General features: G+C 71.8%; 18 protein-coding genes and 2 tRNA genes. 9 read left to right on the forward strand and 11 right to left on the reverse strand.

What is annotated here, in order from left to right; all coding sequences use genetic code 11:
• Positions 1-3: 3 nt before the first annotated feature.
• The 4 genes from LO772_RS20410 to LO772_RS20425 all read left to right on the forward strand — a co-directional run bounded on the left by LO772_RS20410 (position 4) and on the right by LO772_RS20425 (position 4632).
• Positions 4-987: a Zn-ribbon domain-containing OB-fold protein gene (locus LO772_RS20410; protein ID WP_231773468.1), complete on the forward strand. Its 984-nt coding sequence runs from the start codon at positions 4-6 to the stop codon at positions 985-987.
• A gap of 161 nt (positions 988-1148) precedes the next feature.
• Positions 1149-2213 (forward strand): lipid-transfer protein, encoded by a 1065-nt coding sequence (locus tag LO772_RS20415; protein WP_231773469.1) that lies wholly within the window; start codon positions 1149-1151, stop codon positions 2211-2213.
• Positions 2213-3376, forward strand: a complete 1164-nt coding sequence (locus LO772_RS20420; protein WP_231773470.1) for a thiolase domain-containing protein — start codon at positions 2213-2215, stop codon at positions 3374-3376. Before LO772_RS20415 ends, LO772_RS20420 begins: the two co-directional genes overlap by 1 nt.
• Before the next feature lie 131 nt (positions 3377-3507).
• On the forward strand, positions 3508-4632 hold the full coding sequence (locus tag LO772_RS20425; protein ID WP_231773471.1) for an NAD(P)H-dependent flavin oxidoreductase: 1125 nt from the start codon (positions 3508-3510) through the stop codon (positions 4630-4632).
• 107 nt (positions 4633-4739) lie between these two features.
• Here LO772_RS20425 and LO772_RS20430 read toward each other — a convergent pair whose 3' ends face one another.
• The 3 genes from LO772_RS20430 to LO772_RS20440 form a co-directional block, all read right to left on the reverse strand.
• Positions 4740-5531, reverse strand: coding sequence for an MHYT domain-containing protein (locus LO772_RS20430; protein ID WP_231773472.1), 792 nt, complete (start codon positions 5529-5531; stop codon positions 4740-4742).
• A gap of 156 nt (positions 5532-5687) precedes the next feature.
• On the reverse strand, positions 5688-6800 hold the full coding sequence (locus LO772_RS20435; RefSeq protein ID WP_231773473.1) for a P1 family peptidase: 1113 nt from the start codon (positions 6798-6800) through the stop codon (positions 5688-5690).
• 64 nt (positions 6801-6864) lie between these two features.
• Positions 6865-7632 carry a TetR/AcrR family transcriptional regulator gene (locus LO772_RS20440; RefSeq protein ID WP_231773474.1) on the reverse strand — a complete coding sequence of 256 codons (768 nt, stop codon included), beginning with the start codon at positions 7630-7632 and terminating at the stop codon, positions 6865-6867.
• 131 nt (positions 7633-7763) lie between these two features.
• Here LO772_RS20440 and LO772_RS20445 point away from each other — a divergent pair, with 131 nt between their 5' ends.
• A complete protein-coding gene (locus tag LO772_RS20445; RefSeq protein ID WP_231773475.1) occupies positions 7764-9293 on the forward strand; it encodes an MFS transporter in 1530 nt (509 codons plus the stop codon).
• A 104-nt stretch (positions 9294-9397) separates the two neighbouring features.
• Here the strand turns inward: LO772_RS20445 and LO772_RS20450 are convergent, their stop codons facing one another.
• The 3 genes from LO772_RS20450 to LO772_RS20460 form a co-directional block, all read right to left on the reverse strand.
• Positions 9398-10567, reverse strand: coding sequence for a CaiB/BaiF CoA transferase family protein (locus LO772_RS20450; protein WP_231773476.1), 1170 nt, complete (start codon positions 10565-10567; stop codon positions 9398-9400).
• Between the two features lie 75 nt (positions 10568-10642).
• Positions 10643-11845 (reverse strand): cytochrome P450, encoded by a 1203-nt coding sequence (locus tag LO772_RS20455; protein WP_231773477.1) that lies wholly within the window; start codon positions 11843-11845, stop codon positions 10643-10645.
• Positions 11846-12415: 570 nt separating this feature from the next.
• A tRNA-Val gene (locus LO772_RS20460) sits at positions 12416-12487 on the reverse strand.
• A gap of 148 nt (positions 12488-12635) precedes the next feature.
• Here LO772_RS20460 and LO772_RS20465 point away from each other — a divergent pair.
• Entirely contained in the window at positions 12636-13406 is a 771-nt protein-coding gene (locus LO772_RS20465) for a restriction endonuclease (protein WP_231773478.1), read from the forward strand.
• Positions 13407-13523: 117 nt separating this feature from the next.
• On the opposite strand, the gene LO772_RS20470 is transcribed toward LO772_RS20465, so the two are convergent.
• Entirely contained in the window at positions 13524-14024 is a 501-nt protein-coding gene (locus LO772_RS20470; RefSeq protein ID WP_231773479.1) for a Rieske (2Fe-2S) protein, read from the reverse strand.
• Between the two features lie 241 nt (positions 14025-14265).
• Between LO772_RS20470 and LO772_RS20475 the strand changes: the two genes are divergently transcribed.
• Positions 14266-14529 carry a DUF1876 domain-containing protein gene (locus LO772_RS20475; RefSeq protein WP_231773480.1) on the forward strand — a complete coding sequence of 88 codons (264 nt, stop codon included), beginning with the start codon at positions 14266-14268 and terminating at the stop codon, positions 14527-14529.
• 667 nt (positions 14530-15196) lie between these two features.
• Here LO772_RS20475 and LO772_RS20480 read toward each other — a convergent pair.
• Positions 15197-15269, reverse strand: a tRNA-Arg gene (locus LO772_RS20480).
• 211 nt (positions 15270-15480) lie between these two features.
• Here LO772_RS20480 and LO772_RS20485 point away from each other — a divergent pair.
• Together LO772_RS20485 and LO772_RS20490 are read left to right on the forward strand one after the other, a co-directional pair.
• Positions 15481-16455 (forward strand): sigma-70 family RNA polymerase sigma factor, encoded by a 975-nt coding sequence (locus LO772_RS20485; protein WP_231773481.1) that lies wholly within the window; start codon positions 15481-15483, stop codon positions 16453-16455.
• Between the two features lie 498 nt (positions 16456-16953).
• Complete coding sequence (locus tag LO772_RS20490) at positions 16954-17196, forward strand: hypothetical protein (protein ID WP_231773482.1); 243 nt, start codon at positions 16954-16956, stop codon at positions 17194-17196.
• Between the two features lie 289 nt (positions 17197-17485).
• Here LO772_RS20490 and mscL read toward each other — a convergent pair whose 3' ends face one another.
• The 3 genes from mscL to LO772_RS20505 form a co-directional block, all read right to left on the reverse strand.
• On the reverse strand, positions 17486-18043 hold the full coding sequence (gene mscL / locus LO772_RS20495) for a large conductance mechanosensitive channel protein MscL (RefSeq protein WP_231773483.1): 558 nt from the start codon (positions 18041-18043) through the stop codon (positions 17486-17488).
• A 143-nt stretch (positions 18044-18186) separates the two neighbouring features.
• Positions 18187-18930, reverse strand: a complete 744-nt coding sequence (locus LO772_RS20500) for an SAF domain-containing protein (RefSeq protein ID WP_231773484.1) — start codon at positions 18928-18930, stop codon at positions 18187-18189.
• 395 nt (positions 18931-19325) lie between these two features.
• Positions 19326-20120 carry an S-methyl-5'-thioadenosine phosphorylase gene (locus LO772_RS20505; protein ID WP_231779644.1) on the reverse strand — a complete coding sequence of 265 codons (795 nt, stop codon included), beginning with the start codon at positions 20118-20120 and terminating at the stop codon, positions 19326-19328.
• Positions 20121-20132 lie beyond the last annotated feature (12 nt).

Below are 20132 nucleotides of genomic sequence, written 5' to 3' on the forward strand. Positions count from 1 at the left end.
CGCGTGTCGACACAGACGTCACAGACCATCCAGTTCCCGTATAAGCGCACGCTCGGCCCGGTCATCGGCCGCTTCTTCTCGGAACTGACGGCCCTGCGCATCGTCGGAATCCGTTGCGGTGACCGGGTCGTCGTACCGCCGATGGAGTACGACCCGCAGACCGGCGAGCAGTTGGCCGAGCACTACGTCGAAGTCGGGCCCGCCGGAACGGTGGTGTCCTGGACGTGGGTCCCCGAACCCGGCCCGCACCACCCGCTGGACCGGCCCTTCGCCTACGCGCTCGTGAAACTCGACGGCGCCGACACCAACCTGCTGCACGTGCTCGACACCGGCGGCGAGGACACGGTCTCCACGGGGATGCGCGTCGCACCGCGGTGGCGTGCCGAACCGGTGGGCCGCATCGACGACATCGAGGCCTTCGTCCCCGGCGAGACCCCCGAGGGACCGACCGCGGGCGAACCCGCGGACGTCCGGACGATGGAGTTCTTCTCGACCATCACCTACACCGACGTGCTCTCGCCGACGCTGGAGCGGTACGCCGCGAGCATGCGCGCGGGGGTCATCACCGGTCAGCGCTGCCCGCGGTGCGACCGGGTGTTCCTCGGCCGGGGCTATTGCTCGGTCGACGCGCTCAGGCTCGGCCCCGAGCACGAGGAGGCCCTGCCGGACCACGGCGTCGTGTCGAACTACACCATCGTCACGCCGACTCCGTACCCCGGCCAGAAGGAGACCGAGCCCTTCGCCCGCGCGTCGGTCGTGCTGCACGGCGACGAAATGGTCGTCTCGCAGCAGCAGATCATCGGCGTGCCGGTGGCCGACATCCGGGTCGGCATGCGCGTCAAGGCCCAGTGGTTCCCCGAGGCCGAGCGCAACGCCGCCGAGATCAGCAGCAAGGGCTGGGGCACGGTGGCCGGATTCATCGAGGGCTGGGTGCCGACGGGCGAACCCGACGAGCCCGCCGAGCAGTTCATGGACCGGGTGTTCTGAACGGGGTCGCGTGGGTGGTCACCTCCGCTCGTGTTGGTGGCGGCCACCGACTCCGCTCGTGCTGATGGCGGCCACCGACTCCGCTGTGTACATGTCGGCCACCGACTCCGCTGGTAGGCAGGCACCGACCGGCACCGACCGGCACCGAGGAGACAGGCATCGTGCGCAACGACAGCGATATCGCGGTCATATCCACCGCGTACCTCCCTTCTGTACGACGCAATGAACTCACCGAGACCGAGATGCTGATCACGGTCGTCGACGAGGCGCTCGACAAGGTCGGGCTGAAACGCTCCGACATCGGCTTCAGCTGTCAGGGCTCGTGCGACTACATCTCCGGCGGCACCTTCTCGTTCGTCCCCAACCTCGACGCGATGGGTGCGTGGCCGCCGATCCACGAGTCGCACGTCGAGATGGACGGCGCGTGGGCGCTGTACGAGGCATGGGTCCGCATGCGGCACGGCGACGTGGAGATCGCCGTCGCGATGGGCTCGGGCAAGTCCTCCACGGGCGACCCGGCGGAGATCCATCCGCTGGAGCTGGATCCCTACTACCTCGCCCCGCTCGGCGTCGACCCGGTCTCGCTCGCGGCGTTGCAGGCACGGCAGTTGATTGACACCGGGAAGTCGAGCGAACGCGAACTCGCCGAGATCGCCGCGCGTTCGCGGCGGGCCGCGGCCGACAACCCCAGGCAGCAGGTACGTTCCGCGGAGTCGGACGTCGACAAGCTGCTCGCCGAGCCCTACGTGCGGTCGCCGCTGCGCCGGAGCGATCTCCCGCCGATCTCCGACGGCGCGTCGTGCGTCGTCATGGCGACCGCGCGCCGGGCCCGCGATCTGGTCGAACGCCCCGCGTGGATCGCGGGGTTGGACCACCGCAGCGAGGTGCACAACCCCGCGCTGCGCGACCTGACCGACTCGCCGTCGACGCGGCTCGCGGCGGAGAAGGCGGGCGGCGTCGCGGGTGTCGAAGTCGCCGAGCTGATGGCGCCGTTCACCGCGCAGGAGGTCGTGCTGCGGCAGGCGCTCGGGCTCGGCGACGACGTCCTCGTCAACCCGTCCGGCGGCGCGCTGACCGGCAATCCGCTGATGTCCACGGGCCTCGTACGGATCGCCGAGGCCGCCGAGCAGATCATCGCGGGCGGGCGCAACCGCACGCTGGGCCACGCGACTTCGGGCCCGCTGCTGCAGCAGAACCTGGTGTGCGTTCTGGAGGGTGACATCTGATGGCTCACGAACCCGTCGCCGTCGTCGGCATCGGCCAGACCAAGCACAAGAAGCGCCGCGACGACCTCTCGATCGCCGGCCTGGTCCGCGAGGCGGCGCAACGCGCCCTGGACGACGCCCGGTTGACGTGGACCGACATCGACGCCGTGGTGATCGGCAAGGCCCCCGACATCTTCGAGGGCGTCATGAAGCCGGAGTTGTATCTCGCGGACGCGCTCGGCGGTGCCGGGAAGCCGGTGTTCCGGGTGCACACCGCCGGGTCGGTGGGCGGCTCGACCGCGATCGTCGCGTCACACCTGGTCTCGTCCCGCGTGCACACGCGCGTGCTGGCCGTCGCGTGGGAGAAGCAGTCCGAGGGCAACGCGCAATTCGGCCTGGGCGGCGGCAAGTCGGGGTCCATCGGCGCCGGCGGCGCCTTCGCGCCGTGGATCCGCGCGTACATCCGCAAGTCCGGGGCGCCGGAGCACATCGGCTGGCAGATCGCGGTGAAGGACCGGCAGAACGCGCTGCGCAACCCGTACGCGCACCTGCACCTGAAGGACATCTCGGTGGAGAAGGTCCGCGAGTCGCCGATGATGTGGGACCCGCTGCACTTCCTGGAGTCGTGCCCGTCATCGGACGGCGCGGGCGCGATCGTCCTCACCGACAAGGCGGGCGGCCTCGCGGCGGCGGCCGACGGGCGGCCCCCCGCCTGGGTGTTGGGCACGTCGATGCGCTCGGAGCCGTCGTCGTTCAACGGCCGCGACCCGATCCGTCCGCAGGCCGGCGTCGACTGCGCGTGGGACGTCTACCGGCAGGCCGGCATCACCGACCCGCGCCGCGAGATCGACGTGGCCGAGTTGTACGTGCCGTTCTCGTGGTACGAGCCGATGTGGCTGGAGGGCCACGACCTCGCCCCGGTGGGGGAGGGCTGGAAGATGGTCGACCGCGGCGAGACCGCGTTCGACGGGTCGTTCCCGGTCAATCCGTCCGGCGGCGTGCTGTCGTCGAACCCGATCGGCGCGTCGGGAATGCTGCGCTTCCTGGAGGCGGCGCTGCAGGTGCGCGGCGCCGCGGGGGAGCACCAGGTGGACGGTGCGCGGGTGGCACTCGCGCAGGCGTACGGCGCCGCGGCGCAGTACTTCGCGATGTGGGCGGTCGGCTCGGAGCCGCCGTCGGGCTGAGTACGGGCAGCGGGAAACGCAGGCACGCACAAGGGCAGGGCCGGACCGCGTCGGGGTGCGCGGCCCGGCCCACTTTTTTGTCAGGTTACCTGACCTTGTATGAGTCAAGGATTCTGTCTACGCTCCCGACCATGAAGCCACCGATTTGCGAGAAGCTCGGGATCGAGTTCCCGATCTTCGCCTTCTCCCACTGCCGGGACGTCGTCGCCGCGGTCAGCCGCGCGGGCGGCTTCGGCGTTCTGGGCGCGCTGGCATACAGCCCGGACCAACTGGAGATCGAACTCGCCTGGATCGACGAACACGTCGACGGCCGCCCCTACGGCGTCGACCTGGCGATCCCCATGAACTACCTCGGCAAGGGCGGCGGGGACGCGGCACTCCCCGCGAACCTGGAGAAGCTGATCCCGGAAGGGCACCTGAAGTTCGTCGACGCCCTGCTCGACGAGCACGGAATCCCGCCGCTGCCGCAGGAGTTGGAGGGCAAGGCCGCCAAGGCGGCCGGCCTCAACGTCGACCTGGAGTCCCGCGCGCAGATCGACGTCGCGCTCGGGCACCCGCTCGTCAGGATGTTCGTCAACGCCCTCGGCCCCCCGCCCGCCGACATCATCGACGCCTGCCACGCCAAGAACGTCCTCGTCGGCGCGCTGTGCGGCAGTCCGCGGCACGCGCTCAAGCAGGTCGCCGCGGGCGTCGACGTCGTCGTCGCGCAGGGCACCGAGGCGGGCGGGCACTGCGGCGAGATCTCCACGATGGTGCTGATCCCGCAGGTCGTCGATGCCGTCGGCCCGGACGTCCCCGTCCTCGCCGCCGGCGGCATCGGCAACGGCCGCCAGATGGCCGCGGCCCTCGCCCTCGGCGCCCAGGGCGCGTGGACCGGCAGCATCTGGCTCACCGTCGCCGAGGCCGACACCCACGAGACCGCGGTGCAGAACATCCTGGCCGCCACGTCCGCCGACACCGTCCGCTCGCGCTCGATGACCGGCAAGCCGGCCCGCCTGCTGCGCACCGCGTGGACCGACGCCTGGGCCGACCCGGCCAACCCCGACCCGCTGCCGATGCCGCTCCAGGGCCTCGTCTTCAACAAGGCCGCGCGGCGTTTCATGCGGACCAAGAACAAGGAGCTGAACGGCTGGCCCGCGGGCCAGGTCATCGGGGCGATCGACCGCGTGCGGCCGACCCAGGAGGTCGTGCTGACCCTCGTACAGGAGTGGGTCGCCGCGACGGAGCGGCTGGGGACGCTGCTGGCGGACGACTGACACCGCCGGCCGCCGGCCGCCGGCCGCCGGCCGCCGGGCGACGGGCGACGGGAACGGCCGGAACGCGCACGGGCTTTCGCCGTCGGTGCGCGCCCCGGCCGCTTCCGTCAGACCGGGGTCCTCACCCCGGTCAGACGGCTGACCCGGACGTCGAAGTCCCGGTCGTCCTCCATCTGTTCGACGTTGGGCCAGATCGCCACGACGACGAGCACCACCAGCGTCACCACGCTGATGCCGGTGATCAGCGGGGCCAGCAGATCCGCCGGCTCGGCACCGTGCACCGTGTGCGGCGCGGTGCCGGGCTCCTGCCGGACCGCGCGCATCGCGTACATCCCGGTGTAGTGCATGCCGCACACCGCGAGACCCATCACCGGGGCCGCCAGGAGCGTGGCCCTGAGCCCGCGCACATACAGCGCGGCCCACAGCGCGGCGGTCGACGCCACGATCGCGACGACCCACGACAGCACGACGACGCGCGTGTCATAGGTGACCGGCCGGGACGTCTCCACCGCGGCCATGCCCAGGTAGTGCATCCCGGCCACGCCGGTCCCGGTGAGCACGCCGCCCGACAGCAGGGCGGCCCGGCGGTGCGCGCCGCCGATCGCGAGCATCAGGCCGACGCCGACCACGATCACCGAGACGCACATGCTCGCCAGCGTCAGCGGGACGTCGTAGCGCACCTCGGCGCCCGGCATGTCGAACCCGAACATGGCGATGAAGTGCATCACCCAGATCCCCGTGCCCCCGAGCGACAGCGCGGCCAGGACGAGCCAGCGCACCCGCGCGCCCGCCCGGGTCGCCTGCGCTCGCGCACTGCACAGGAGCCCCAGGCAGGCGCCGGTGCACGACATCAGGAACGCGAGACCGGGGGTGACGGGGCCGTACGAGAACTGGTTCATGATGTGGCGCCGTGCCGCCCGCGACCTGCGGGGGACGGCGGTCCTCCCTTCGGCCACCAGCGTGACCGGGAGTGACCTGCTGATCTCGCAAAGTGCGCGTAAACGGCATGGGAACGAGTCCGCGCGCGTATAGTGCGCCGTTTCGCGGGCGCGGGCTCAGCCGCGGGGACGCCACCCCGACGTCGCGACCGGGTACAGCGAGCGGTACGACGGGAGCGTGGCGCCGTCCGTCTCCACCGTGTCCGCCGCGAGCACCGCGTCCACGATCGCCCGCGCGACGACGTCCGCCGCCGCCGCGTGCACGGCCGCCAGCGCCGCCGCCTCGGCGTCGACTCCGTACGGCGTATCGGGCGACACCGACGGGAGCGGCTTCGCCCCGGTCGAGATCGCGAAGACCGTGTCGCCGTCGTACAGCGTGTGCACCGGACGCAGCGCGCGGGCGAACCCGTCGTGGGCGACAGCGGCCGTCCTGCGGGCCTGCGCGCGCGTCAGCGCGGCGTCCGTCGCGACGACGGCGAGCGTGGTGTTGAGCGGCGGGGGCTCCTGCCCGGCGGCGAACCGCTTGAGCGCCGCGGCGTGTTCGTCGTGCGTCGGCGGCGACAGCGGGAACTCGCCGGGCAGCCCGAGGCGGATCGCGTACGGCAGCCCGCCGATCGGATCGACCGCCGACCCGGCGGCGTTGACCACCGCCAGCGCGGCCACCGTGACACCGCCGTCGAGCAGGCAACTCGCGGTGCCCACACCGCCTTTCAGGCCCCCGACGCGCGCTCCCGCCCCGGCCCCGACGCCGCCGGTGGCGACCTGAGCCCGCGCATCCGACCCGGCCGCCGCCTCCGTCGCGGCCCGCCCGAGTGCGGCATCGGGCCGCCGCCGGAAGTCGCCGCCGCGCCCGAGGTCGAAGATCGTCGCGGCGGGTACCACGGGAACCACCTCGTGCGGCGCCGCGCCGACCGGAAAACCGCGCCCTTGGTCCTCCAGCCACGCGACGACACCGGCCGCCGCGTCCAGGCCGTAGGCGCTGCCCCCCGTCAGGGCGATCGCCTCGACGCGCGGAACGAGGTTCCCGGGATCGAGCGCATCCGTCTCGCGCGTCCCGGGCCCGCCGCCGCGCACCTCCACGGCCGCGACGAAGCCGCCGGGAGGCCCCAGCACGACCGTGACGCCGGTGAGGGCGCCGTCGCCGACGAGGGACGCGTGGCCGACGCGCAGACCGTCGACATCGGTGAGCGCGTTGCGGGGGCCGGGGCGGGGCACCGGGGGAGTCGTCATACCCCCATGCTCCCGCCACCGTGCCGAAGACCCGCGGAAGCCCCGGCCCGAGAGGCCTCGCACGTCAGTCGGCGGCGTCGTCCTCGCCGTCCGCTTCCGCCTGCCGGTCCCGCATGCGGTCCGCGTACGCCTGGATTCCGAGCAGGATCACTTCCACCCCGAAGTCGTACCGCTCGTTGTCGTCGCCCTCCATCAACGCCGGCAGCAGCGACGTCAGCGTCGGGAAACGTTCCGGCGGCAACGACGCGAAGAACGCGCCCACCTGCTCGAAGTAGCGCTGCGTGGCGCCGGGGTCCTGGTCCTCGCGCAGCGCGAGCATGCCCTGTTCGTACGCGGACGACGTCGCGTACAGCGCGATCAGGTCGGCCGACCACGCGACCACCCGGTCGGGCAGGCCGCCCGCCTTGAGGATCGCGAGCATGCCCTCGGAACTCCGCAGGGCGTTGGGCGACGTGGGGATGCGGCCGAAACTCGCCTTCGCCAGGTCGCGGTGCGCCATGTAGACGCCGCGGATCCGCCGCATGCCCTCCAGCATCTGCCGGTCCCACGTCCCGGGATCGGGCTCGGGCAGGTCCAGCTCGCCGGTGACGCGGTCGACGACGAGATCGAGCAGTTCCTCTTTGTTCCGCACGTGCGCGTAGAGCGTCGCCGCACCCGTGTCGAGCTTCTGGGCGACGCGGCGCATCGACAGGGCGTCCATGCCCTCCGCGTCGATGATCGCCAGCGCGGCGTCGACGATCGCCTCGGCACTGATCGGCGGTTTGCGCGGCGGGCGCGCGGGTTTGCGCGCGGTACGCCACGACGGCGTGGGGATGTCGGGGGCCTCCGCCACAGCTCACCTCCGGGAACGAATCCGAACACTGTACTTGACGCGAACAGTGTTCGTCCCTATAACGGTGTTCGTCAGACGAACACTGTTCGTGATCGCGAACATCGTTCCGTCCCAGTCTTCGGGGAGCCCACGTGACCAGCACCGACCTGACGCGCACCGAGGAAACCGCCCCCCGCCCGGATCCGCCGGAAGCCCCGGCCGCGGACGACGGCCCACCGCCGTACCCATGGCGCTGGGCCGCCCTCTTCGCCATCCTCGGCGCCGAACTGATGGACCTGCTCGACAGCACGATCACCACGGTCGCCGGGCCGAAGATCGAAGGGGCGCTCGGCGGCACGTACAGCCAACTCCAATGGATGTCGGCCGCGTACACCCTCGCCTTCGCGATGCTGCTCATCACGGGCGCGCGCCTCGGCGACCTCTTCGGCCGCCGCCGACTGTTCCTGATCGGCACCGCCGCGTTCGCCGCGACCTCGCTGCTGTGCGGGCTCGCGACGTCCCCCGAGACCCTGATCGCCTACCGGGCGCTGCAGGGCGTTGCCGCGGCGGTGATGATCCCGCAGGGCCTCGGGCTGCTCCGCGACATGTTCCCGCCACGCGAACTCGCCGCCGCGTTCGGGGTGTTCGGGCCGATCATGGGGCTCGGCGCGGTCGCGGGCCCGATCGTCGGCGGCTTCCTCGTCGACGCCGACGTGCTCGGTACGGGCTGGCGCGCGATCTTCTTCGTCAACGTCCCGGTCGGCGTCGCGGCCTTCCTCGCCGGCACCCGCCTTCTCCCGCCGGACCGCACCGCCGCCGCCCGCCGACGCCTGGTCTCCCTCGACCCGACCGGCATCGCCCTGCTCAGCGGCGCGATGGTCCTGATTATTCTCCCGCTCGTCCAGGGCCGCGAATCCGGTTGGCCCGCCTGGACGTTCGCGAGCATGGCCGCGTCACTCCCGGTCTTCGCCCTGTTCGTCCGCCACGAGGTACGCCGCCGTGCCGCAGCCGCCCCGACGCTGGTCGAACTCAGCCTCTTCCGGAACCGGGCCTTCACCAGCTCACTCGTCGTCGGCCTGCTCTTCTTCAGCACGATGGTCGCGTTCATGCTCATCGTCACCGTCTACCTGCAGGCCGGCCTCGGCTGGAGCGCGTCGGACGCGGCCGTCGCCCTGATCCCGTTCTCCCTCGGCTGCACCGTCGGCGCGGGCCTCTCGGGCGGCCTCCTCGCCCCGAAGTTCGGCCGCCACATGCTGCACGTGGGCCTGCTGATCCAGATCCTCGGCGTCCTGGCGCTGGTCTTCACCATCCGCCACGACCCCTCCGCCGTCTCCGGCTGGCGCCTGACCCCCGCCTTGGCGGTCGCGGGCGTCGGCTTCGGCCTGATCATGGCCCCGTTCTTCGACATCGCCGTCGCGGGCGTCACCTTCGCCGAAACCGGCTCCGCGTCCGGCGTCCTCAACGCCGTCCAACAACTCGGCGCCGCGATCGGCGTCGCCGCCTTCGGCACCCTCTTCTTCCACTACGCCGACACCCCCGCGACCTCCGGCGCGCGCACGGCGTTCACCGACGGGGTCACCAACTCGCTCCTCGTGATGACCGCCGTCCTCGCGGTGACGTGGTTGGCGGTGTTCCTCATGCCGAAACGGGCACGCGAGGAGGCCGACGATCCCGCGCACTGAGACCCGACCGGGATCACGGGAAGAACAGCGAGGCCCCCGGCGCTCCGCCCCGTGATCCCGGCCCGTCCGGAGCCCGCGAAACGACACCGAGAACGCCCGGACCCTCAGCCGGAGAAGCCCAGCTCCGCGCGGATTGCCGCCCCGTGTTCGTCGACGTCCGGGATCGGGCCCATGGCCGGCTCGCGGCCCGGGACCGTCACCGGGGGGATCAACGCGCGCAACGGGCCGCCGGGGGAGGAGACTTCGCGCCAGCGGTCGCGGGCGGCCAACTGGGGATGGTCGGCGAATCCGGCGAGGTCGCGGAGGAGGGCGTTGGCGATTCCGGCGTTGTCGAGGCGTTCGAGGACCTGAGCTGCCGTCAATTCGCCGAAAGCGCCGGTGATTTCGCATTCCAACGCGTCGCGGTGGGTGACGCGGTCGGGATTGGCGGCGTAGCGCGGGTCGGTTTCCAACTCCGGTCGCTCCAATACCTCGCGGCAGAGGACACCCCACTCGCGCTGGTTCTGGATCGCCAGGAAGACCTGGCCGCCGTCGCCCGCCGTGAAGGGGCCGTACGGCGCGATCGTCGCGTGCCGGGCGCCGCTGCGTACCGGCGGAACGCCCCCGTACTCCGTCCAGTAGAACGGGAAACCCATCCACTCGCCGAGCGCTTCGAGCATCGAGACCTCGAACCGCCCGCCCTGCCCGGTGACCTGCCGCTCGTACAGCGCCGTCAGCACGCCGGTGAACGCGTACATCCCCGCCGCGATGTCGGCCACGGCGATCCCCGCCTTCGCGGGCGCGTCCGGTCCGCCGGTGATCGACGGCAGGCCCGCCTCGCACTGCACGAGCAGGTCGTACGCCTTCTTGTCGCGGTACGGCCCGTCCGTTCCGTAGCCGGAGATCCCGCACACGATCAGGCGCGGATGCCGGGCCGTCAACGCGTCGGCTCCCAGCCCCAACCGCTCGGCGGCACCCGGCGCCAGGTTCTGCACGAAGACGTCCGCGCGGGCCACCAGCCGGTCCAGGACCTCGCGGTCGCCGCCCGCCTTCGCGTCCTTCAGATCGAGCGCGATCGACTCCTTGCCGCGGTTGAGCCACACGAAATGGCTCGACTGCCCGCGCACGACACTGTCGTACGCCCGCGCGAAGTCACCCTCGCCCGGCCGCTCAACCTTGATCACCCGCGCGCCGAGATCGGCGAGCTGCCGCGTCGCGAACGGCGCCGCGACCGCCTGTTCGAGGGCGACGACGGTCACCCCGGCCAGCGGAAGCGCGGCGGACGACGGCGGCATTGCGGACTCCTCGGCCCGACGGGACACAGACCCGCCCATCATGCACTGCGCCGTGGCGCCCCCCACCACCGCCCGTCAGCGCGGGACCAGCTCGACGTACGCCTCCCGGATCCCGTGTACGAACGCGTTGGGCATGTCGACGACTTCGGTGCCGGGGACGAGGCGGATGGCGCGCACCCGCCGCAGCAGCTCCTCGAAGAAGACGCGGATCTCCAGGCGCGCGAGCGGGGCACCGAGACAGAAGTGCGTTCCGAAGCCGAACGTGATGTGCTCGTTCGGGGTCCGTCCGACATCGAAGCGCTCGGGGTCGGTGAAGACACGCGGGTCGCGGTTGGCCGATCCGTACATGAGCACCACTTGGTGACCGTCCGGGATCACCGTGTCACCGATCCGCTGGTCGCCGACCGCGACCCGGCACATGTTGTGGATCGGGGTGACGTAGCGGATGAACTCCTCGGTCGCCACGGCCGGATCGGCGCCGTTGTCGAGCGCGTCCCACTGCTCGGGGTGGGCGATGAGATTGAGGAACGTGCGCGCGATCACCGTCCGTGTCGTCTCCGCGCCGCCGTCGAGCAGCAGCAGGCAGTCGCTCACCACCTCGGCCGCGCCGACCGGCTCGCCGTCGATGACGGCCGTCGTCCAGGTCGTCATCACGTCGTCGGCCGGACAGCGCTTCTTCTCCTCGTACAGCGTGAGCCCGGCCGCCGCGAACTCGACCGCGGCGGCCTTGCCGTCCTCGGTGAAGTAGCGCGGCCCGCCGCCGAGCGCGATGGTGCGCTCCGACCAGTCGCGCAGCAACCGCCATTGGTCCTCGGGGAATCCGAGCAGCCGCCCGATCATCTTCGCGGGCAGCACCGAGGCCAGCTCCGAGACGACCTCGACGGTGCCCTTCGCGACCGCCGCGTCCACCAACTCGACGCTGACGGACCGCACATGCGCTTCCCACTCACGCACCCCGCGCGGCGTGAACCACTTGCTCACCAGGCGGCGGCGCTGGTTGTGCAGGGGGTTGTCGAGCCCGATGATCGCCGGATCCGCCGGCAGATTCGGGCGGTAACCGCCTTTGCGGCGATCCGAGTTGATGAAGTCCTCGCTGCGCGCCTCCACTTCGCGCACGTGCGCGTACCGGAAGACGCCCCACAGCTCGTTGGCCTCGTCCCACGCGACGGGCTCATGATCACGAAACCACGCGAAAACCGGGTAGGGGTCGCGCGCGTAGAACTCCCCGTCGAGAAGATCAAGCGGCGGCCGAGTACGTCGCAAAGCGCTGGCGTCCATGCCCCGGCACGCAACCACGAATCCCGCACAGATACCAGACACAATCAAACACCCGGCGGCCATCCCGAGAAACGAAGAACTCCCCCACCCCACAAACCCCTACGCCCACAGCGGCACGCCCGCCCACGGAGAACCCCCAGCGCACAGACCCCAAGCCCAGCCAAACCACAGGCACAGAGACTCGTCCAGCGCACACTCTCCACACGCGCAGCGAAGACGGCGGTGTCGGAGTCCGAGCCGGTCCGCCGACTTCAGGTCCCGGCCGCCCCCGCCGCGAGGTTCGTGGACGTCCGCATGCCCAGGCGCACGGGCACCTCGATCGAGGCGGCGCCGCACCCCTCGATGAGGCCCACCAGCGCCTTCGCCACCTCGCGGCCGACCCTGGCGGGGACACACGAACATCCCTGTCACCTGGAGCAGCCCGCCGCTCTCCCCACTCCCGAATCCCCTCACGCGCAGCGGGGGGCCGCGGGTGGCGCAGCCCCCGCACCGCGCGGCGAAGCCGCGCAAAAAACAACGAAGGCGACCCCGCCTGCGCTGTCCGCAGGCATGGGTCGCCCATCGCCTTCGTGGGCGATACTGGGATCGAACCAGTGACCCCTTCGGTGTGAACGAAGTGCTCTCCCGCTGAGCTAATCGCCCGGGATGGGTCAAGGATACGCCGAAGTCGCCGGAGGGCCGCAACCTGATATCCCGCGGGGCCGATCCGACCGCGCGTCACCGCCCTGAGATACCGTCAGGCGGGGTCCGGGAAACGGATCTTGGTCGAGGGGAAGCGGGGGAGCGAGCGGTGAGCGCGGCACGGCGACCGGCACGAAGCGGGGGCGGCACATCTCGGACGCCCCGGCGACCCCGCGTACCGCGACAGCAACGCCCTCCCACGCGCAGGCCGTCCGCGCGCCCGCGCCCGACTCGGACGCGGCGTGCGCTCACGCGCTTCTACACCTACGCCACCGTCGCGTTCTGCGTCGCCGCGGGCATCGCGGGCTACCTGCGCGCGTGGAACGCGCTCGTCGGCATCATCGCCGCAGCCGCGTTCCTGCTCGTCGCGATCCTCGGAACCCGGCAACTGGCCAACGGAGTTCGCCGGGGCTTCCGTCCGCATCGCGGTACCAGCTCAACCCGGCAGCGGCGCGCCACACGGTCGTTGACCGCGGTCGACGCCATGGACGGCACGGCGTTCGAACACCACGTCGCCGCCCTGTGCATGCGCGACGGATGTACGCAGATCCAGGTCAACGGCGGCGCGGGAGACCTGGGCGCCGATGTGACCGGCCGTCTCCCGAACGGCCGTTCGCTGGTGATCCAGTGCAAGCGCTACGCGCCCGACCGCAGTGTCGGCAGCCCCGACATGCAGCGGTTCGTCGGCACCGCCCGGCCCGTCCACAACGCCGATGTGGCGCTCTTCGTGGCGAGTTGCCGCTTCACCGCCCCGGCCCGCGATCTCGCGCACAGCCAGCGCATCGTCACGATCGACCGCGAACTGCTGGGCCTGTGGATGACCGGCACCGCGCTGAGCTCCATCATCGCGATGACGGCGACCGGCCCGGCCCGCAGGTGACGCGGTCGGCGCGGCGCGGTACGGACGTGCCCGAGGCACGCCGTACGCGCACCGCCCCGCCGCGCGGCGGTCACGGCCGGTGGTGGGGGACGAGCCACCGGCGTGGCCGCGCATGCCTCAGCTCAACAGCGTGATCTGGTCGCCCGACGTCGCGATCCGCTTCTCGGCCAGCGCCTTGGTCGCCGGACCTTGCGTGACCGATCCGTCCGCCGCCGAGAACAGACTGCCGTGGCACTTGCAGTCGATGGTGCCGTCGGCGACCTCGGACACGAGGCAGCCCTGGTGGGTGCACGTCGCGCTGAACGCCTTGAACGTCCCGGCGGTCGGCTGCGTCACCACGATCTTCTCGCTCTCGAACACCTTGCCGCCGCCGACGGGGATCTCCGAGGTCTTGGCGAGGGCCTTTCCGGAACCCCCCGCGCTCGCGCCGCCGTCCGCCGAGGCCCCGGCCGAACCGCCCGGCTGCTGTCCGGTCGTCGGGTCGCCGTCGACAGCGGTCGACGACGACGCGTTCTCCTTGTCGTCGCTGCCACAAGCCACCAGCGCCATCCCGCCGACCGCCGCGGCGGATACGGCGAGCACCTTTCGGCGGCCCACGTTTGCGATGTCGGTCTCCACAGTTCTCCCCAGGTCTCGTCGGGCACGCCCACGGACCCGTGGCCGCGCATGCCCCTCACACGTACGGCGACAACGGTCGGGTTCAACGCCTCGGCCCCCCGGTCGAGTGACGCTGGGGAACTCTCCGTATCCGGACGGTGTGCGAACCGGATACCCCCGCCGTCTCCCGGACGTCGGGCGAACTGGCAGCCCTCCTCCATCCGGCGCAGGCTGGAGGAGAAGGCCTTGGGAGGTGGCTGTCGTGCACACGCTCGTCGGATGGCACATCGAGACCGAATTCGAGGAAACCGGGGACCGGACCCGGGCGGTCGCCCTGGTACGCCTGTCGGACGGCACCGAGATCCGCGGCCACGGCTCATGCCGCAGGCACCGCTCGGACGCCCCGCAGTACCGCGTCGGTGAGGAAGTCGCCGGAGCCCGCGCCCTCAACGACCTCGCCGGCCAACTCATGGAGAAGGCGGACAGGGAACTGCGCGACGACAAACCCGACACCCCGCCGCGCTGACGTCGAACCCCGCCGCATCCCGCGAGGCCCCGGACCACAAACCGACCCCGACGCACCGACGTCGGGGTCTCGCTCGCCACACTCCCCGCACAGCGCCCCGCGAAGACCCGGCCGACCCGGGTCTTCCCCATGACGTGCCCCCGCCTCCGGCCGCGCGACCACCAGGCTCAACCGTTGAAGCGCGACAGACCGTGAGCGCCTCGACCACTACGAGGCGCCGAACCGCGAGCCCCGGGCCCACCAAGCGCGTTCGTCAGTCCACCGACGTCAGGTCCCGCCCCGGACAAGCCCGCGACCGGACCCACCTCCGGGAACACCCCCCGCATCCACAACCGAGCGACGTCACGTCATGCTCGCGAATCTCGACCGCCGCGCACGCCCCACCGCCGCACCTTCCGTCACCGTCCCCGCGCACGCGGCATCGGCAGGCGCATCCCCGTTCGGACCCCTGGGCGAACGCGCCTCGGAGTCGCTGGCGTGAGGCCGTGTCGTCGGGGCAGACGACAGACGAGGGGCGCGGAATTCCCCCAAATTCCGTGCTCGGTCTCGGAGCTGGTTCCGGCGTCCGAACGGCATCGCGCGATGGGGTGGCGCACTGCCTCGGCGAGGACGCTCCGGCCCAGGTCAGCGGGTTTTCACGCTGCCCCGAGCCGGAGCGGGAAGGTTGTGCCCCAGGCAGGATTCGAACCTGCGACACCCGCTTTAGGAGAGCGGTGCTCTATCCCCTGAGCTACTGGGGCGGAACACCGGGCGGCGCTCAGCCGTTACCCGGTCAGTGATCGCCGTGGGCGGCGGTCGGTCGTCAGCTTACCGGGTGCGGGGCTGCGACCGCGCCGTGGTTTCGGGTGGCCGGCGCCAACCTTTCGAGAGTACACCTGTGAACGGAATATCACAGGACCCTCGCTTGTTGGACAAACTACGACGAACCCGAAGGAAAGCGAGGGCCACAGCATGCCGACGACACGGGGCGTTGCCCGTCAGGGAGCCGATCGGGTCGCCGCCTCGCGCACGCGGAAGGCCGCGGATGCGGAGCGCGACACGGTTGGCGTGTACCTCGACGAGATCAGCCGTACGCCACTGCTCGACGCCGCACGCGAGGTCGACTTGTCGCAGGCCATCGAGGCCGGGCTCTTCGCGGAACACCTCTTGGCGGAGGGCGAGCTGCCGGACGGCGTCACCGAGGACGAACTGCGGGCGCTCGTCGCCGAGGGGCTTCGGGCGAAGGACGAGTTCATACGCGCGAACCTGCGCTTGGTGGTGTCCGTCGCCCGCCGGTACCCGCGCAGCGGAATGCCGTTCCTGGACCTCGTCCAGGAGGGGAACGTGGGACTGGTGCGCGCGGTCGAGAAGTTCGACTACCTGAAGGGCTTCAAGTTCTCGACGTACGCCACGTGGTGGATCCGCCAGGCGATCACCCGGGCGATGGCCGACCAGGCGCGAACGGTGCGTCTGCCGGTCCACTTGGTCGAGGAACTGGGCAAGATCCGGCGCGTACAACGCGAATTCGCCCGCGACCGGGGCCACGAGCCCGACTTCGCGGAGATCGCGGAGATCCTGGGCTCGACACCGGAGCGCGTCGCGGACGTGCTCGGCTGGGCCCGCGACCCGATCAGCCTGGACAGCCCGGTGGGCGACGACGGGGAGACGGAACTCGGCGCGCTGGTCCAGGAAACCGACCCGGTGACACCGGAGGACGTCGCGCTCGCGGACATGGAACGCCGCCAGATAGCCGACTTGGTGGGCCGCCTCGACGGCCGTACGGCCACGATCCTGCGGGCGCGGTACGGCATGCTCGACGGGAAGCAGCACACACTCACCGAGGTCGGCAAGCAACTCGGCCTCACCCGGGAGCGCATCCGCCAGATCGAAAAGCAGGCACTTCTCGAACTCCGTCATCTCGCCGCGGAACAGGGCCTCGCCGCGTGAGGCGAGACCGCCTCGGAGACGGATGACGCGGCCGACCGGAGAACGCGCCCAGCGATGGGGATGACCCACGCGGCCAAGACGGCGGATACGACGGCGGGCAACGTGCAGGGCACGGCGACGACCACCGCCTGATCCCGGCGGCCGAAACGACGGGCAAGCGAACAGAAGCACGAGTGATGCACGCCACACATCTATCCGACATGCGATCCCGGGGCACCGAGCCGCCCCGGGGTCGCGGCACGTCGGGACAGGGATCCCCCCGGACGTCGCGGCCGGGCTCGTGAACGACCGCGTCCGGCGCCTTCACCGACCGCGCCGATCATCGGCGCGTCATAAGGTGCGACGGGCGACAACAGCTCCTGTGGTGGGCATCGGCGCCGCGCAGCCCACGACCGAAACCGCGGACCGGGTAACCCGGACCGGGCAACCCCGGACACGGCAGCGGCGGACCAAGACAGCGGCGGACCAAGACAGCAGCCGACGGAGAGCGGAAGACACATGCCGGATCACGGGGAAACCGAACAGCCGCCTGCCACCGGCAGCCCGGCCCCGACGACCGCCCCCGGCCGTGCCGCCCCCCGACGGTCGGACGTATTCGGCTGGGACGGATACGACGTGCTCCCGGACGTCACCGCCGACGAACGCGACCGAGGCTGGGGCGACGATCGCGGTAGCGCCGACAGCAGCGCGGACGCCGACCTGCGGCGCTTCCTCGACGAGAAACCCCCGCACCACTTCTGACCTACGGGCCCCGCGAGCCGCGGGGCGGCCGATGAACCGGCCCGACGCGGGCGATCAGCCGACCTGACCGCCCGTTGCCCGAGCCCCCGGTGCCGCGTCGCCGCGCGCTGGCTGTGCGCGCCACGTGCGTCCTCCCCGCCGGGCGACGACACGGTCGGCCGGGGAGCCGCGCGCGGCCCGAGCCCCCGGACATCCCGCCGCCGCCGCGGGGGATCCGCCGTGCCGTGCCGCTCTGAGCCTTCGTCCTCGGAGTCTCCGCCTCGGGGGCCGGGATACCGCGTCGACGTGGTCAGTCGCCCCGCCGAGTGCCGCCCGAGGCCGCCGGCGTCGTTGTCTCGCGGCGTTGCCCGCCGACCGAGGCCCCCGAGCCGCCGGTGCCGCCCGGTCCCGAGGTGTCGTCGGTCGCCCCGTCCTCGCCGTTGCCTTCGCCGCCGTTCTGCTTCGCCAGCAGGTCGCGGATCTGGGTGAGGAGTTCGTTGTCGGTCAGCTTCTGCTTGCGGGCCTGGCCCAGCGCGCGGGCGCGGCGCTCCAGAAGGTGGTTCACCGGCATCACGAAGATGAAGTACACGACCGCCGCGGTGATCGTGAACGTCAGCAGGGCCCCGAGGACCGAGCCCCACAGGATGAAGACGCCGTCGGTGACCTCGCCGGTGCCGTCGGTCGCGCACGGGCCTTTGAGGCAGGTCTTGTAGTCGTCGAGGTTCTTGGTGCCGACGGCACCGACCAGCGGGTTGATCATGCCGCGCACGAACGCGTTGACCACGGCGGTGAATGCGGCGCCGATGACCACGGCCACCGCCAGGTCGATGACATTGCCGCGCAGCAGGAATTTCTTGAAGCCACCCATCGGTGGTCCCCTCCGTCAAGGTGTGGATGAAGCGCCGTTCCGCCGGGACGCGTACGGGAATTCGCGCAGCGCGAATTATCCGCGCGCGAATGCGGAACAGACCGAGGGATTCTGGCGTTCCGTCAGCTTCTTTCGCAACCGTGTCATTTCGGAGTGCCGCGCAGTGTGTATGTCAGCGGCGACATCGTCGCCGCCCCCGCGATGGCCGCCGCGACGTCCGGGGGCACGGACAGGATCAGCAGCCCGCCGCCGCGTTCCTGTTCGCCAGCGGGCCGCGCGAGAACCGTGGCGCCGCGGGCCACGACCCGGGCTGGCGGCGGCCCGTCGCGGGGGACACCGGCACGTGACGCGTCGTCGGGCACCGGCCCGGCCAGCACGTCGACCCGGTCACCGGGCCGCAGGAGGCGCACGGCGTCCGCGTCCGCGAACCGCACCGGCAGCGCGACCCCGCCGGGCTCACCGCGCAGCTGGGGCCCGACCAGCCGGAGGTCGGTGATGGGCTCCCCACGCCGCACGGCCGCGGCCAGCGCACGCCCCTGCGTGTCGGCGTGCCGACGCAGCACGTGCTCCGGGGCATTGCCGGGCGGATACCGGGCGACCCGCACGTCGGCGGGCCCGGGCACCGCCCCGGTGTCGAGATCGCGGGCCGCGACCAGCACCGGGACCGTGTGCGGCGGTGCCGGACGGAGCGTGACGAGCACGCACCCGAGCGCGCCCGCCACGGACAGGGCGGCGAGAAGGCGTCGGTGACGGGCCAGGAACAGGCGCACCGCGCGCGCCCGTTGACGGCGCGTCAGGGCCGCGTCCGGGGACGGGCCCCGCGGCGAGGACGACCCGTACGACGCGGGAAATCCGGCCGGGACAGGGGACTTGAGGATGCGGAACACGGGGCGACTCCACGGATATTCGGCGGCGTGACGCGTTCAACAGTGCGCCACCTCGCCGACCGGCCCCGACGGTCCGCGTGAATCTGTGGATAACCCCGACCTGTGCACAACGTTTTCACTCAAACGAGGGATTGTGCAACGCGCACATTACTGATTGACCAGAACGGAGAGCCGGAACGGAGAGCCGGAACGGAGAGCCGGAACGGAGAGCCGGAACGGAGAGCGGGAACGGAGAGCGGGAACGGAGAGCGGGAACGGAGAGCGGGAACGGAGAACGCCCCCGACCGGCTGCGGGAAAATCCCCCCGACACCGCCACGCAAAAGGCCCCGTGCGATCGGATCCCGAAGTGATCCGTCCGCACGGAGCCCGGCAGCCCGCGAACCGGCCGCCCCCCTCACACCGGCCGCACCGCGTCCTCCCCGACGCACGCGCACGACCGCTCCACCGGCATCGCCGCGACCACGTCGAACAGCAGCGTCCGCAGGCGCCCCACGTTCTCCGCGAAAACCTCCAGCACCTCGGCGTGGGTGACGCCGTCGCCGGCCTCCACCCCCGCATCGAGGTCGGTGACCAGGGCGATCGCCGTGAAGCAGAGCCCGAGCTCGCGCGCCAGCACCGCTTCCGGGTGGCCCGTCATGCCGACGATCGACCAGCCCTGTGCGCTGTACCACCGCGACTCGGCCCGGGTCGAGAAGCGCGGCCCCTCGATCACCACCAGCGTCCCGTCGTCGACCGGCTCCCACGCGGCCGACCGCGCCGACGCCGCCACGACCGCGCGCCCCGCCGGGCAGTAGGGGTCGGCGAACGAGGTGTGCACCACCGGTGCGGAAGCCCCGTCGAAGTAGGTCTGCACGCGCGCCGACGTCCGGTCGACCAGTTGGTCCGGCAGGACGAGCGTCCCCGGGCCCAGCTCGGGACGCAGCCCGCCGACCGCGCACGGGGCGAGCACCTGGCTCACCCCGGCCGCCCGCAGCGCCCACAGGTTGGCGCGGTAGTTGATCCGGTGCGGCGGGATCGCGTGGTCACGGCCGTGCCGGGGGAGGAACGCCACGCGCCGCCCGCCGACCACACCGAAGAACAGCGCGTCGCTGGGCTCGCCGTACGGCGTGTCCAGCCGTACCTCGGCGACGTCGTCCAGGAACGCGTAGAACCCCGAGCCGCCGATCACCCCGATCTCGGCCGGTGCCACGCCTTCGGGCAG

It is taken from the genome of Yinghuangia sp. ASG 101, from assembly GCF_021165735.1.
GTDB lineage: Bacteria > Actinomycetota > Actinomycetes > Streptomycetales > Streptomycetaceae > Yinghuangia.